This is a genomic window from Streptomyces sp. NPDC091272, assembly GCF_044757485.1.
GTDB lineage: Bacteria > Actinomycetota > Actinomycetes > Streptomycetales > Streptomycetaceae > Streptomyces.
In genome coordinates, this window is sequence record NZ_JBIVVC010000012.1 from 59867 (window position 1) to 73159 (window position 13293).

The 13293-nt window shown below is 69.1% G+C and carries 14 protein-coding genes and 1 pseudogene; 9 read left to right on the forward strand and 6 right to left on the reverse strand.

Annotated elements, in window-relative coordinates; genetic code table 11:
- Positions 1-185: 185 nt before the first annotated feature.
- The 3 genes from ACIQM4_RS27935 to ACIQM4_RS27945 all read left to right on the forward strand — a co-directional run bounded on the left by ACIQM4_RS27935 (position 186) and on the right by ACIQM4_RS27945 (position 1218).
- On the forward strand, positions 186-599 hold the full coding sequence (locus tag ACIQM4_RS27935) for a hypothetical protein (RefSeq protein WP_401597030.1): 414 nt from the start codon (positions 186-188) through the stop codon (positions 597-599).
- Positions 596-901, forward strand: coding sequence for a hypothetical protein (locus ACIQM4_RS27940; RefSeq protein ID WP_401597032.1), 306 nt, complete (start codon positions 596-598; stop codon positions 899-901). Before ACIQM4_RS27935 ends, ACIQM4_RS27940 begins: the two co-directional genes overlap by 4 nt.
- Positions 902-1014: 113 nt before the next feature.
- A complete protein-coding gene (locus ACIQM4_RS27945; protein WP_401597035.1) occupies positions 1015-1218 on the forward strand; it encodes a hypothetical protein in 204 nt (67 codons plus the stop codon).
- Positions 1219-1523: 305 nt separating this feature from the next.
- Here ACIQM4_RS27945 and ACIQM4_RS27950 read toward each other — a convergent pair whose 3' ends face one another.
- Positions 1524-2162, reverse strand: a complete 639-nt coding sequence (locus tag ACIQM4_RS27950) for a hypothetical protein (protein WP_401597038.1) — start codon at positions 2160-2162, stop codon at positions 1524-1526.
- A 776-nt stretch (positions 2163-2938) separates the two neighbouring features.
- On the opposite strand from ACIQM4_RS27950, the gene ACIQM4_RS27955 reads away from it, so the two are divergent.
- Both ACIQM4_RS27955 and ACIQM4_RS27960 read left to right on the forward strand, forming a co-directional pair.
- Positions 2939-3901, forward strand: a complete 963-nt coding sequence (locus ACIQM4_RS27955; protein WP_401597039.1) for a quinone oxidoreductase family protein — start codon at positions 2939-2941, stop codon at positions 3899-3901.
- A complete protein-coding gene (locus tag ACIQM4_RS27960; protein WP_401597042.1) occupies positions 3898-4497 on the forward strand; it encodes a TetR/AcrR family transcriptional regulator in 600 nt (199 codons plus the stop codon). Before ACIQM4_RS27955 ends, ACIQM4_RS27960 begins: the two co-directional genes overlap by 4 nt.
- 166 nt (positions 4498-4663) lie before the next feature.
- Here ACIQM4_RS27960 and ACIQM4_RS27965 read toward each other — a convergent pair whose 3' ends face one another.
- Entirely contained in the window at positions 4664-5737 is a 1074-nt protein-coding gene (locus ACIQM4_RS27965) for an alkene reductase (RefSeq protein WP_401597045.1), read from the reverse strand.
- 164 nt (positions 5738-5901) lie between these two features.
- Between ACIQM4_RS27965 and ACIQM4_RS27970 the strand changes: the two genes are divergently transcribed.
- The 3 genes and pseudogenes from ACIQM4_RS27970 to ACIQM4_RS27980 all read left to right on the forward strand — a co-directional run bounded on the left by ACIQM4_RS27970 (position 5902) and on the right by ACIQM4_RS27980 (position 7718).
- The gene (locus tag ACIQM4_RS27970; protein ID WP_401597048.1) at positions 5902-6579 is read left to right on the forward strand and encodes a TetR/AcrR family transcriptional regulator C-terminal ligand-binding domain-containing protein; all 678 of its coding nucleotides are present in this window, start codon (positions 5902-5904) and stop codon (positions 6577-6579) included.
- 151 nt (positions 6580-6730) lie between these two features.
- Positions 6731-7090: pseudogene (locus ACIQM4_RS27975) on the forward strand (nitroreductase/quinone reductase family protein); the annotation flags it as partial.
- An 85-nt stretch (positions 7091-7175) separates the two neighbouring features.
- Positions 7176-7718, forward strand: a complete 543-nt coding sequence (locus ACIQM4_RS27980) for an NmrA family NAD(P)-binding protein (RefSeq protein WP_401597051.1) — start codon at positions 7176-7178, stop codon at positions 7716-7718.
- Between the two features lie 446 nt (positions 7719-8164).
- On the opposite strand, the gene ACIQM4_RS27985 is transcribed toward ACIQM4_RS27980, so the two are convergent.
- The gene (locus tag ACIQM4_RS27985) at positions 8165-9067 is read right to left on the reverse strand and encodes an NAD-dependent epimerase/dehydratase family protein (RefSeq protein WP_401597054.1); all 903 of its coding nucleotides are present in this window, start codon (positions 9065-9067) and stop codon (positions 8165-8167) included.
- Between the two features lie 86 nt (positions 9068-9153).
- On the opposite strand from ACIQM4_RS27985, the gene ACIQM4_RS27990 reads away from it, so the two are divergent.
- On the forward strand, positions 9154-9657 hold the full coding sequence (locus ACIQM4_RS27990) for a MarR family winged helix-turn-helix transcriptional regulator (protein ID WP_401597056.1): 504 nt from the start codon (positions 9154-9156) through the stop codon (positions 9655-9657).
- Between the two features lie 76 nt (positions 9658-9733).
- Here the strand turns inward: ACIQM4_RS27990 and ACIQM4_RS27995 are convergent, their stop codons facing one another.
- The 3 genes from ACIQM4_RS27995 to ACIQM4_RS28005 all read right to left on the reverse strand — a co-directional run bounded on the left by ACIQM4_RS27995 (position 9734) and on the right by ACIQM4_RS28005 (position 13166).
- Positions 9734-11224: an MFS transporter gene (locus ACIQM4_RS27995; RefSeq protein WP_401597059.1), complete on the reverse strand. Its 1491-nt coding sequence runs from the start codon at positions 11222-11224 to the stop codon at positions 9734-9736.
- A gap of 93 nt (positions 11225-11317) precedes the next feature.
- The gene (locus ACIQM4_RS28000) at positions 11318-12223 is read right to left on the reverse strand and encodes an alpha/beta fold hydrolase (protein WP_401597061.1); all 906 of its coding nucleotides are present in this window, start codon (positions 12221-12223) and stop codon (positions 11318-11320) included.
- A 238-nt stretch (positions 12224-12461) separates the two neighbouring features.
- Positions 12462-13166 carry a TetR/AcrR family transcriptional regulator gene (locus tag ACIQM4_RS28005; protein ID WP_401597064.1) on the reverse strand — a complete coding sequence of 235 codons (705 nt, stop codon included), beginning with the start codon at positions 13164-13166 and terminating at the stop codon, positions 12462-12464.
- Positions 13167-13293: the final 127 nt, after the last annotated feature.

The window sequence follows — 13293 nt, forward strand, 5'->3', positions numbered from 1 at the left end:
CCTCGCAGTTTCCGAGAGAGGGCCGTCGATCATGTCGTGCACGGCGGCCTCAGCGGCACGGGGTTTGTCGATCTTGCACAATGCGCCAGAACTCTGGGGAGAATCTATGCCGGCACTGGCTGCGGCAGTTTCCCGTGTCTTTACACCCAGGCCGATCCATGTCCCCCCCATTCCAGGGAGAGTTCGTGCAGGAGCAGGACACGCTCGGCAACATCTATTCCGTCTCCTACAGCGATGTCACCGTCGTGTCGGTCAGGGAGAAGTTCGCCGAAGGCACCCCCGACGAGCCGGTCCCGACGGTGACGGCCACGGTGGCCCGTGAAGGCATGCAGCGCAAGACCTTGGGCGCTCACCGCGCGCGGGTACACGTCGCAGGATATGAGGCAGGTGATACCTACCATCAGGTCCCTGAGAAGCAGGTACTGGTGGTCTCCGGCGGATCCCTGGACGGGCAGGTCCTCGCGGATATCAAGGCGACATTCTCCGACGTCGGGAACCCTGCCAACAGTAAGTCCGCTTCCTACACCGTCCAGATCGACCCAGGCGCCACCACCGTCGACCTGGACGTGCCCGTCATCGACCCGACCGGGAATCCATGATTACCGTCGCCATCACCGAGGTGAGGTGGGGCACCTCGGGCAGTGGCACGCTGGCCGCCGGCCTCGACGCCGTCACCGGCGTCGAGGAGGTTCAGTACGCCGACGGCTCCGTCGCCCTGGATACCGATGGCGCCTTCCTCCTGGATCCCCAGAGCCTCCTGGATCCCGAGAGCGAGGACACCCGCCGCGATCCCCGCTTGCCTGCCGGGATCACCTTCCACTCCGTCGAAAGCGAACTCCCCAACGATTTTGGTCCCGGGCCAGCCCTCCAGGACGAACCGAGCCCCGAAGACGACTCGTAGCCCACGGCTACCCCCTTAGCCATCACGAGCAGGGGAATGTTTCGCCTACCCCTCGCAGGAGGTCCAGCCAGGTTTCGGCCACATCAGCAGACGAGAGACGCCGCCCTCTCACAGTGATCGCCGCCGTCGTCGCGTTCGCGTCATGGGCGCTGTGGCCGGTCTACGACTCGTCGTGCGTCGTCTACTCCGGGGCCTACATCCCCATGAATGCACCGAAGGCCGAACCCGACGCCGCCGTGCAGCGGTCTCACGACAAAGCCCTCGCCGACGGCGCGTGCGGTCCCAAGCGGGCGCGCTTCCACAATTGGACTCAGTGAGGTCAATCCTGACGTCACCGTGAGTGGTCGCCAGGGGCGTATCGGCTCCAGGTGCCTCCGGCTTCGGTGACCAGGCGGGTGGCTGTCTTATCGTGGTAGCCGAGTGCCTTCGCGATGACGGGTGCAGGGGCCGGGAGGACGAGTTGTCGGATCGCGGAGGTCCTGCCGCGTTGCGGCGGGACGCCGATCTCTCGCAGGTGGACTAGGAGGCTGACCGGTTTCATGGGCTGTCCGGGCTGGCGGCCGGGGAAGAGCCACTGTGAGCTTCTGCTGCTGGCGTAGGGCAGGTGCTGGCGAGACTGGATCTAGGTCCGCATGAGGTCAGCGACGGGCTCCGGAAGCGGGGACGGCGAATCTCCCAGCCGGACGGCGACGGTGGCCCCGTAGTCGAGGACGTCGTCCACCGTGAGGCGGACGATGCTGGTGACGGGTTGCGCGTAGAGGAGAACGAGCGCGGCGGCGACCCGGGCCCGCAGGGACAGAGCGTCGTTGAGTGCCTGCCGGAGAATGGCGAGTCGGCGATGCTGGTGCAGCGGCGCTTGGTCCTGGTTGATGACCTGGGGTGGCAGGGTGAGGCGGGACATCCGGTTCGTCTTCATGCACCAGCGCAGTAACGTCTGGGCCGGGCGCCGGGTGGCCAGCTTCTCCGTGTGCCAGGCGTCGAGGTCGGCCTGCTGGCAGTGTTCGATGGTGCGGCCTCGGTCGGCAAGCCAGATGAGGAACGCACTAGCCTGGGTGATCTCCTGCTTCGTCTGGCTCGTCTGGGAGCGTCCCAACGGCCCTTTCTCCGCCTTGCTCCGCAGGCGCCGCATCTGGTGCCAGACGGCGAAGTGCTGCAGATGGCGACGTTGTTCGGGGTCCTCAACGGTGGCGAGCCGTTCAGTCAGCCAACGCTGATAGAGCATGAGCTGCCGGTCGACACGCGGCAGGACGCCGCTGTCCATCAAAAGGTCACGCAGGTGGACGACAGTTCGCCAGGGTGTTTCCTGGTGCAGATGTCCGCCGAGGAGACCGCTACCGTGACTCCGAGGGCAACGCCCCTGGTGAGACCAGGTCCATGCGCTTCATGGCCAATCTCCAGGACGGATGTCGCCTATTCGCATCTGATGCAATTGGCGTCGGTAGGAACAGCGGTACAGCGGTTAACGCTAAGGCGGTGATCATGGGATCGGGGCAGGTCGTGGGCAGGCCTACCGCATCTCGGCGTTCGGGTGGGGCCGGGATTGGAGCCGTTCGCGGAGGTTGATCTCTTCGGGTGTGAGCGGGTCCTCGGGCCGGCGGATGCATACGGGCTTGGACCGCAGGGGCAGGCCGTCGTCGGCCGCGGTGGCCTCGGCTTCGGCGAGCGCCCGGTAGAACGAGGCGACCGACGGGGACTTGCCCGCGTTCTTGCCGACCTCGATAGTCAGCTTCTTCGCGATCTCGGGGACGGGGCGCCCTTGTCCGACGGAATCAGACGTACTGGAGTTCCAGCGGTGGCGGCGTTCATGACGCCGAGGGGACGGTTGGGCAGGCTAGCGGGACCGGGATGCCGCCGCGATCGGTCAGCTCAACGACTGCTTTTGCCAGACCGGCTACGTGGATGGGCGCCCCTGGCGGCTGATGGGCCGGGCGCCTGACTGGTCTCCGATTGGACTTGCGAGTCCAATTCGGAGCTTCCTAGGCTCGATGAGCCCGAGTAACAAACTTGGGCACATCGCTTGTAAAGGAGTGTTTTCGTATGCACGCCATCATCGTCGAGGACTACGGCAGCCCCGAAGTCATGCAGTGGCGTGAAGTGCCGCGGCCGGTTCCCGGGCCCGGGGATGTCCTCGTCCAGCTGATCGCCTCCGGCGTCAACTACATGGACACCGGTGTGCGCACCACTCCGACCCCCGGCTGGAACTTCCCCGGCGGCATCGGCGTCGAGGGCGTCGGCCGCGTGGTGGAAACCGGACCCGGCGCCGAGGAATTCACCCCGGGGCAGCGGGTCGCCTGGTTCTACCACCCCGGCAGCTACGCCGAGTACCTGGCCGTTCCCGCCACGTCCCTGGTCCCGGTGCCCGACGGCGTCGGCGACGACACCGCCGCAGGCCTGCTCATGCAGGGCCTTACCGCGAACCACTTCACCACCGAAACCTACGACGTCCGCCCGGGCGACACTGCCCTCGTCCACGCCGCCGCCGGCGGCGTGGGCCAGCTCCTCGCCCAGCTCATCCGGGCCCGCGGCGGCCACGTCATCGGCATCGTGTCGCGGCCGGAGAAGGAGGAAGCGGCGCGCGCTGCGGGCGCCGAACACGTACTGGTCCACAGCGGCGGCGGCTTCGAGGGCCGCGTACGCGAACTGACCGACGGACAGGGCGTGCACGTGGCCTACGACGGTGCCGGCTCCGAGACGTTCCGCTCCTCGCTGGCCAGCCTGCGTGTCCACGGCACCCTCGCCTACTACGGCCCGTACATGGGCGTCCCCACCCTGAAGACGACCGACCTGCAGAACAGCATTCTGTTGACCGCACCGAAGGTCGGCGACCACGTCCGCACCCCCGAAGCGCTCCGCCGACGCGGCGCGGAACTGTTCGACCACGTCCTGGCCGGCCGCCTGAAGGTCACCGTCGGAGCCCGCTACCCGCTGCGCGAAGCCGCCCGGGCCCACATGGATCTGGAGTCCCGCCGCACCCAGGGCAAACTCCTTCTGGTGCCGTGAGCGGGGCGGGCAGCACCCCCCGCGGGGCCAGGACGCGGCGGCGGATCGTGGAGGGCACGGCGGCCGAGCTCCGTCAGCACGGCGCCGACCTCACCCTGGACGACGTCCTCACGCGTACCGCGACCAGCAAGAGCCAGCTCTTCCACTACTTCCCCGGCGGGAAGGAAGAGCTGCTGCTGGCCGTCGCACAGCACGAGGCCGGGCGTGTCCTGGCCGACCAGCAGCCCGAGCTGGACAACCTGTCCACCTGGGCCTCCTGGAACGCCTGGCGCGACCGGGTGGTGACCCGCTACACCGAGCAGGGACCCAACTGCCCCCTGCACACCGTCCTCGCCCGCGCCGGCCGCTCCACCCCCGGCGCTCAGGCCGTCGTCACGCAGCTCACCGCCCAGTGGCAGGCGAAGCTGGCCGCCGGGGTGCGGGCCCTGCGAGCCGCCGGGCTGGTACCGCGCGCCCTGGACGCCGACCGCAGCGCGGCCGCCCTGCTGGCCGGCATCCAGGGCGGGGTGGTCCTGCTTGTGGCCACTGGCACCAGCACCCACCTGGAGGCCGCCCTGGACGAGGGGATCGCCCGGTTGCAGACCGCCGGACGCTGAACGCCCGCTCCGATCGCGCCGTCACGGGGGGCCACGGTCTCAGTGCAGTGAGCGCCCCGGATGCAGCCGAACTTGACCGGGACTGCCCGCCCGCGCCTGAGGGCGGCGGGCGGGCAGGCAGTTGGTGGTGGGCTCAGGCTCGATTCGACTTCACCTGTAGAAGGGTTCAGCTGTTCTCGAGGGTGAGGTAGTCGGTGTAGCCGGCGGCGTCGCCGCCGTATGCCTTGCTCATGTCGGCTTCAGTGAGGGGTGCTCCGGTGGCGAGGCGGTGGGGGAGGTCGGGGTTGGCCATGAAGAGCTGGCCGAAGGAGAGGATGTCGGCCGCGCCGTTCTCGATGAGGGGCAGTTGCTCGGTGCCGGCGCGCGAGCCGGGGGTGGCGGGGTTGAGCATGAAGACGCCGTTCCACTGCTCGCGCAGGACGGGAGTGAAGTCGGGGGCCATGGTCTCCATGACGTGGAGGTAGGCCAGCCCCAGAGGGTTTATCGATTCCAGGAGCAGGGGGTAGGTCTCGGTGTAGTCGTCCTCGACGATGTCGTTGAAGGGGTTGGCCGGGGAGATGCGCAGCCCGGTCCGGTTTGCGCCGATCGCGGCGGCGACGGCTTCGACGACCTCGGCGGTGAAGCGGGTCCGGTTGTGGGAGCTGCCGCCCCACTCGTCGGTACGGGTGTTGGCGTTGGTGGACAGGAACTGCTGCAGCAGGTAGCCGTTCGCGCCGTGGATCTCGACGCCGTCGAATCCGGCGGCGATCGCGTTGCGCGCGGCGGTGGCGAAGTCCTCGATGGTCTGGCGGATGTCGTCGGCGGTCATCTCGACCGGTACGACGAAGTCCTTCATGCCTTCGGGAGTGAAGGTCTGCCCGGCGGCCTGGACGGCGGAGGGGCCGGCGGGGGTGAGGGGGGTGTCGTAGTTGGCCGGGTGGCCGATGCGGCCGGTGTGCATGAGCTGGGCGAAGATCACGCCGCCCTTGGCGTGGACGGCCTCGGTGACCCGGCGCCATGCCTGGACCTGGGTGTCGTTGTGGAGGCCGGGGGTGAAGGGGTAACCCTGGCCGATCACGTTGGGCTGGGTGCCCTCGGTGACGATCAGGCCGGCGCTCGCGCGCTGGGCGTAGTACTCGGCGGCCATCGGAGAGGGGCTGCGGTCGGGGCCGTAGGCGCGGCTGCGAGTCATCGGAGCCATCGCGACGCGGTTCTTCAGCTCGTAGGGGCCGACCTTGATCGGATCAAAAGCGGTGGTCATGGTGGTGCCTTCCCTGGGGAAACGGATAAGCGCGCGCTGCACGGCAGGCGTGCCATTTCTGTACGCTGACGTACAGAACCTTGCTCGATAAAACTGTACGACACCGTTCACTATTCCTGCGAGGCGCCGCCCCTTCGTGTACCGCCCGGCCGTAAGGTGATCCCGTGCCTCCCACCAGCCCTTCCTCCACCCCGCCGGCCGACAGCGCCGCCATTGCCGGCTCACCGAAGCGGGGCCGCGCCCGCGAGAACGCGATCCTGACGGTCGCGTTGGAGCTGGTGGCCGAGGCAGGCTTCGAGGCGCTGACGGTCGACGCCGTGGCAGCCCGCGCCCGCGCGTCCAAGGCGACGATCTACGGCAAGTGGAAGACCAAGGACGAGATGGTCGCCGAGGCGCTGCGCAGGCAGTCGGAGGGGCGCGTCGTGGTCACCCCCGACACCGGCAGCCTGCGCCAGGACCTGCTCGCCACGACGGGCGAAGTGGCCGCTGCGCTGCGCGGCAGGAACGGGGTCTCGCTGGTGAGCCTGGTCGAGGCCGTGCGCGACCACCAGGGCCTGCGCGATGCGGCCCGGTCACAGATGGAGCGCACCAGCCGCGAGATCGGTGCGGCCATCGCGGAGCAGGCCCGCCGACGCGGAGAGCTGCGACCGGGTGCCGACGTGCCCGCCTGCCTCAAGCTCACCCTGGGGCAGCTGCTCTTCGATGCCCTCTTCACCGGCCGGGTGCCGGGCCGCGACGAGCAGGAGCGCCTCGTGGACCAGGTCCTGCTGCCCCTGCTGCAGAACCCGCAGAGAGAGCCCGAAGGCGGCCCGGGGCGCACTTCCCCGCGCCCCACCGGATAGGGCCATCGGGTTGCCGCAAGAATCCTATCGGCAGGAACGGGAATTCTGTACGCGTCCGTACAGTTATGTGGGGTGCAGGTCGGGCGCAGGAGGCCGGCCGGTGACCCGTTCTCCGGTACGGCTGACGTCGCCGCATGCCCAGAAGGCTCTCGTGGACCAGTACCGCGATCTCAACGACAGCATCATTGCCGAGTTCCGGGCCAACAACGGCCACGTGAGCTCTGCCGGATTCGGATCGAATCTGATCCTGATGCGCGCCATCGGAGCAGGGACCGGCCAGGAACGCGTGAGGCCCGCCATGTCCCTGTCCGCCGGAGAAGCGTGGTTCGTCGTCGCGGCCGCCCGAGGCGCTCAGAAGGACCCGGCGTGGGTCCGCAATCTCCGCGCCTACCCCGACATCGACATCGAGGTACCGGCTCCCGGCGGCGTGCGCAAGGTTCCTGCCACGGCCGAGGAACTCCCCGGAGCTGAACGCGACAGGGCCTTCGCCCGTTTCGCGCGGCAGTCACCCGCCTTCAGCACCTTAAGAGGACACCGTCACCGATCGGGTCATCCTGGTCGTCCGGCTCATCCGCCGCGCCGACACCCCCTGAGCGGTGCACGCTCGGCATGCACCGCCGGAAAACGTACGCAAGCCCCTGCTCAACGAACCCGCCGTCGCGCAGGGCGGAAGACTGGGTCTCCTGGTGCGGGACGGGTCCCTCGGCGACCCTGCCAAGAAGGCCGGGATCGACGATCTGGTGGCGCAAGGGGCCGTCGTGGTTCCCGGGGACCTCCAAGATCACGGCGCCCTCGCGGAGGCCACCTCCGGCGTGGACGTGGTCGTCAGCGCCGTCCAGGGAGGCGACAGCGTCGTCACCGACGGGCAGGTGAAGCCGGCGCGGGCCGCTGAGCACAGCGGGGTGCGGCGGTTGATCCCCTCGGACTTCGCGATCGACATCTTCGCAGCCGATCCGGGCGCTCCCATGTTCGCCGCCAGGCGCCGGGCCGATGCGATCATCGACACCCTGGGCCTGGAGGTGCTGCACGTTCTGACGGGCGGCTTCCTTGACAAATGGTCAGTCCTACAGGCGGCATCGTGGACCACGGCAACCAGACCGTCGCCTGCTGGGGTACCGGCGACGAACCCTCGAACATGACCACTGTCGAGGACACCGCACGCCTGACCGCCCGCCTGGCCCTGGACGACACCGCACCCGCGGGCGTGCGCACCTTCGCCGCCACCGAGGCCACTCCCCAGCAGATCGCCGAAGAGATCAGCAGCGTCACCGGCTGCCCCTTACCGTCGAGAGCCGCGGCACCCTCGACGAACTACGCGAAGCGATCAGTAGAGAGCACGACCCGGCAGCGGCGATCGGCCTCTGGTATCAGCTCGTCGTCGCCACCACCCCGACCTTCAGCGCCGCGGAAAACGGCCGGTACCGCGACATCAACTAACGACCCTGCAGGACCAAGTACGCCAGTCCTTCAACTGACCACCCGGACAGCACCGCCCCCGCCCGCTCAACACGTGGGACGCGCCTCACGGCCGGTGCCCGGCCGGCTGGGTCCCGCACGCGACTTCTGAACCATCGTGGCGTGTGGATCAGTTCTGTGGCTGCGCTCGGTCCCACGCGGCGTAGTAGGTGAGGGTGTCCTCCAGGATGCCCGGGTGGCGCGGCTGCCACCCGAGCACGGTGCGCGCCTTGGTGCTGTCGACGAGTTCGTCACGGTCGGCGCAGCTCTCCAGCATGCCGCCTGCCTCCGCGCTCTGGAAGGCGATGTTGCCGGTGTAGCCGGCAGCGTTCAGGCATGCCCGCTGAACATCGAGGAGAGCGGGCTGGTGCTCGTCGCCGAGCATGAAGACCTGACCGTCGAACGCTTCGGGTCGCCGCAGGACGGCGACGTAGGCAGCAGCGAGATCGTCGATGTGGACCCAGGAGTAGCGCTTGATGGTGTCGCCGTAGAAGACCGGCTCGCCCTTGCGGGCGGCGGCGAACCACTGGGCGGTCTTCGAACTGCGTCCGCTGCCGCCGTAGATGAAGGAAGGGCGCAGCACGGTGTGGGGCAGGCCGCTGTCGGCGAGGTCCTGTTCGGCCTGGGCGCGCAGGTGGAGCGGGTTGGCGGGGTCGGCGGGGGTCTTCTCGTCCCAGACCTCGCCGGTGGTGGCGAGGAAGGTGATGCCGGTGGTGAAGACCAGGTGGCGGCTTCGCCCCGTGCGCTCCTGGGCTTCGCGGAGTGTGCGGAAGAGGAGCCGGTCGCTGCCGAGGGGGTCGTTCATGTCGAGGGCGGCGCACACGACGGCGTCGGCCTCCTCCAGGGCCGCCCGGTAGGTGTCGGGGTCGGACATCAGCCCTTCGACGGGGCGGACCTCCTCGACGAGGAGTTCCCTGGAGCGGGCGCTGGTGGCGTCGCGGGTGAGGCCGAGGACGGAATGGCCTTCCTGGCGCAGGGCGCGGGAGATGTGGAAGCCGGCGTAGCCGGTGGCACCGAGGACAAGGATTTTCATGGAGGGAGTCCCTCTTCGGGGGGGTGTATTTGTCTAGGCAAAGACAACAGTAACTTGCTCAGGCAAGGACATGGCAAACTGGGGGGATGACGGAGTCCGCAGAGGAGAAGAATCCGGTGCTGTCGGCGCAGGAGGCGGAGGTGTGGCGTGAGCTGGGTCGTCTGGTCCATGCGCTGCCGCGCTTGCTGGAGGAGGACATGCTGCAGGCGACACGCCTGCCATTGACGGAGTTCTCCGTCCTCAGCGTCCTGAACGAGGCACCGGGGCGCCGACTGCGCATGTCGGAGATCGCCGTGCGCACCGGACTGACACCCAGCCGGATCACCCGACTCGTCACCGCGCTGGCATCCAAGTCACTGGTGGCCAAGGTGCGGGACGGCTCCGACGGGCGTGGCAACGTCACCGTTCTCACGAAGGAGGGTTTGGCGTGCTGGGAGGGTGCCCGCTCCGCCCACCAGGCGAGTGCGCGCCGGCGTTTCCTCGACCACCTGCCCGAGGGCTCGGCACCGGCTCTCGCCGACGCTCTGCGGGCCGTGACCGCCCATCTCATCCCCGACGGCTCGTGCACCGCCGGCGAGGGGAGCGGCTGACCGCCCGCAGCGCGATGTGGCCTGCCCCGCCGGTTTCCGGCGGGACAGGCCACAACGCGCGTTCCGGGTTGGCGGGTCAGTGCGCCAGGGCGGGAACGGCTTCCTGGTCTTCCTGGGGCTGCTGGCGGACGACATCGGCGTTGATGAAGAGGGCGGCGGCGAGCGTCGACAGGAGCAGGATTCCCGCACCGACGAGGAGCGCCTGGCTGTATCCCTCGGTCAGCGCCTGGTTCTGACGGGCGGCGCCGGAGGTGTGCTGGTCGAGGTAGGCGACGGTCGCCGAGGCGGCGATGGTGTTGAGCAGGGCGGTGCCGACGGCGCCGCCGATCTGCTGCGAGGTGTTCACCATCGCGGAGGCCGCTCCGGCGTCCTCGGGCCGCAGGCCCTGGGTGGCGAGGTTCATCGCAGGGGAGAACGCCGCTCCCAGGCCGAGGCCCATGATCAGCTGGCCGGGGAGGATGACGGCCGCGTAGGACGTGTCCAGGACGATGGTGGACAGCAGGAACAGTCCCAGGGCCGCGGCCAGGAAACCGCCGGACATCAGCAGCCTGGGCCGGACGCGGGTCATCAGGCGCCCGCCGATCTGCGTGTTGCCGACGATCATCCCGGCGATGAGCGGGATGAAGGCCAGTCCGGTGGTGACGGGGGTGTAGCCGCGGACGACCTGGAGGTAGTAGGTCAGGAACAGGAAGACGGCGAAGACTCCTGCCAGCGACATGCCCAGCGAGAGGTAGGCCCCGCCGCGGTTGCGGTCGAGGACGACACGCAGGGGCAGCAGCGGCGAGTGGGTCGTGCGCTGGCGGACGACGAAGGCGATGAGCAGCACCACGGCGGCTGCGAACGATCCGAGGGTCACCACGCTGAGCCAGCCGTCGGTCTCCGCCGCGGTGAAGCCGTACACGAGGAAGCCGATACCGAGCGTCGAGAGCAGGGCACCCGGGACGTCGAGCGCGGTGTGTTCGGAGCGGTCGGTGTTGTCCCGGATCACGGTCACCGCGCCGGCCACGGCGATGACGGCGAAGGGGATGTTGACGAAGAACGTCCAGCGCCAGTCCAGGTACTGCGTGAGGAGGCCGCCCAGGATCAGGCCGACCGCCCCTCCACCGCCGGCGATCGCTCCGAAGATCCCGAACGCCTTCGCCCGCTCACGCGCGTCGCTGAAGGTGACCGAGAGCAGGCCCATGGCGGCCGGCGCCAGCAGGGCCCCGAACGCGCCTTGCAGAGCGCGGGCGCTCAGCAGCATGGCCTCATTGGTCGCCACGCCGCCGAGCGCGGACGCCAGGGCGAAGCCGGTCAGTCCGACGGAGAACGTCTTGCGCAGGCCCCAGATCGACGATATCCGGCCACCCAGCAGGAGCAGGCCGCCGAAGGCAAGGGCGTAGGCGGTGATGACCCACTGGCGGTTGCTGTCGCTGAGCCCCAGGTCCTGCTGGGCGGAGGGCAGGGCGATGTTCACGATGGTGGCGTCCAGGACGACCATCAGCTGGGCCAGGGCGATGAAGAAAAGCGCTTTCCAGCGCGAGGCGTGCCCCGCGTCGGCGACGCGAGGAGGACGGGGGGTACTCATGAAAGTCTCTCCAGATGTGCAGGGGCGGTGCTCCTGCAGGGGCGGAGTCGCACGCGGACGGGCGCGTGCTCTCCGCCCTCACGGCACAGCGAGTCAGCTGCGGAAGAAGCGGTCCAGGCGGGCGGCGTACCAGGCGGGGTTGTCCTCGCCCAGGGTGTGCGCGCTGGAGGGGGCGATGTCCTGCTCGAAGCGGGAGGGCTCGGCCACGCGTGCCACGCTGGCGGCGGTCTGGGCGGCGGGGATGCCGTGCTCGCCGTTGACAGTGAGCACCGGCATGGCGAGCTTGCCGTCCCCGAGGAGGGTACGGGCGTCATCGATGTCCTGGACCAGGGTCCCGTAGTGCTGGAATCCGCCGCGCATGCCGCCCGGGGCCTGGTACGAGGCCAGCAGCTCCCGGGTCCAGGACTTGTCCTGGCTCACCGACATCACGTCCCACAGCGGCAGGAGGTACTCGGCCTCCTTGCCCTCGGTCAGCATGCTCGCCAGGTCGACCTGCATGTGGAATGCGAAGTGGGGGTAGCCGCCGCGGGCGGGGTCCATGTAGTCCTCCAGACCGTAGCCGGGGATCAGAGCCTCGTTGAGGACGGCCTTCTTCACCAGATCGGGGCGGGCGGCGGCCAGCGCGAAGGCGACCATCATCCCGATGTCCTGGCCCACCAGGTTCACGGGCGGAAGTCCGAGCTGCTCGATCAGCTCGGCAACGTCCCTGGCGACATCCACCTTCCGGTACCCGGACTCGGGCTTGTCGGAGAATCCGAACCCGCGCAGGTCCGGCGCGATGACCCGGTACCCGGCTGCCGCCAGCAGCGGCATGGTCGCACGGAACTCCAACCAGGTGAAAGGCCAGCCGTGCAGCAGCACCACCGGCTCCCCGCTGCCGCCGTCCACGTAATGCAGACGGACTCCGTTCACGTCGGCATAACGGTGGGCGAAGCCCGGAAGCCCCTCGACCGCATGCCCCTCGGCAGGCGGGACGGGCGAGATCGACTGACTGGACATAGATCCCTCACAGATTTGGCAGTGCCGTCCCATGGGCCGGCACCTACAACTTACTTGCCTAAGCAATAACCAGTGTGCACCTACTTGCCAAAGCAAGCAAATGTCGTCGTGTGGTGCCTTCCCGCTGGCAGAGTGGCCGCGGAGGAGCGCGCGCGCAGCGCGGAAAGCCCCGCCGACGGGTGTCGGCGGGGCTGCCTGAGGTGCGGTGCTCCGTTGATCGGCGAGGGGGCTCCGGCGGTCAGGGGAGCTGGAAGGTGCCGGCCAGGAGGTCCGTCTGTACGTCGAGCAGGGTGGCAGGGTCGTGTCCCATGCCGGTGAACTGGCCCGCGATCTCCAGGCTGACCGCGCCATGCATCTGCGGCCAGATCATCACCGCACCGGCGAGCGCGACGGCCGCCGCTGGTCCGGCGGGCCGGTCCGTCCACTGCCGGACCCAGGACGCCACCTCGGGCTCCTCGTCCAGCCATGTCCGCAGCTGTTCAAGGAGTGGGTCCACGGCGGCCGGCGGCCGCCCCTCGGCGAAGACGGACAGGAACGGTCCCAGGACCGAGCGCGCCTTCAGCACGGTCTCGGCCGGCGCGGTGAAACCCGCCACCGGGGTGCCCTGGATGAGCAGGTAGAGGTGCGGCTGCGCCACGGCCCACGCCCGGTAGGCGCCGGTCAGGGCGTGGAGCACGGCCCGCCCGCCCTCTCGGGTGTCTACCGCGTGGACGGCGTCGGCCGCGCCCTGGTAGGCGTCGAGCACCAGCTCCGCGAGGAGCTCGTCGCGGCTGGCGAAGTAGCGGTACAGCGCCGGACCGGACGTCCCGATCTCCTTCGCGATCCGCAGGAGTGCCACGCCCTCGACACCGCCGGCGGCCAGCTGCCTGACGGCAACCTCCTTGATCTCCGCACGGGTCTGCTCGCGATAGCGCTCACGCGGACTGCTGACGCGGGCCGCCATTCCACACCTCCTGCTGCTGGCACCGGATCGCCCGGCTCGGTGGTATCCCAATTGCGTCAATGTATCGCTGTCGCTACAGGTCGACGCCCTCCTAGGGTCCACCGCCGGGCGAGGGCATGCCCTGTGC

Bases quoted from the DNA above. Each gene is read 5' to 3' on its own strand.
- ACIQM4_RS27950 (WP_401597038.1), bottom strand. From the start codon at position 2,162: ATGGACAGCGGCGTCCTGCCGCGTGTCGACCGGCAGCTCATGCTCTAT.
- ACIQM4_RS27965 (WP_401597045.1), bottom strand. From the start codon at position 5,737: ATGACCACCGCTTTTGATCCGATCAAGGTCGGCCCCTACGAGCTGAAG.
- ACIQM4_RS27985 (WP_401597054.1), bottom strand. From the start codon at position 9,067: ATGAAAATCCTTGTCCTCGGTGCCACCGGCTACGCCGGCTTCCACATC.
- ACIQM4_RS27940 (WP_401597032.1), top strand. From the start codon at position 596: ATGATTACCGTCGCCATCACCGAGGTGAGGTGGGGCACCTCGGGCAGT.
- ACIQM4_RS28000 (WP_401597061.1), bottom strand. From the start codon at position 12,223: ATGTCCAGTCAGTCGATCTCGCCCGTCCCGCCTGCCGAGGGGCATGCG.
- ACIQM4_RS27955 (WP_401597039.1), top strand. From the start codon at position 2,939: ATGCACGCCATCATCGTCGAGGACTACGGCAGCCCCGAAGTCATGCAG.
- ACIQM4_RS27990 (WP_401597056.1), top strand. From the start codon at position 9,154: ATGACGGAGTCCGCAGAGGAGAAGAATCCGGTGCTGTCGGCGCAGGAG.
- ACIQM4_RS27995 (WP_401597059.1), bottom strand. From the start codon at position 11,224: ATGAGTACCCCCCGTCCTCCTCGCGTCGCCGACGCGGGGCACGCCTCG.
- ACIQM4_RS28005 (WP_401597064.1), bottom strand. From the start codon at position 13,166: ATGGCGGCCCGCGTCAGCAGTCCGCGTGAGCGCTATCGCGAGCAGACC.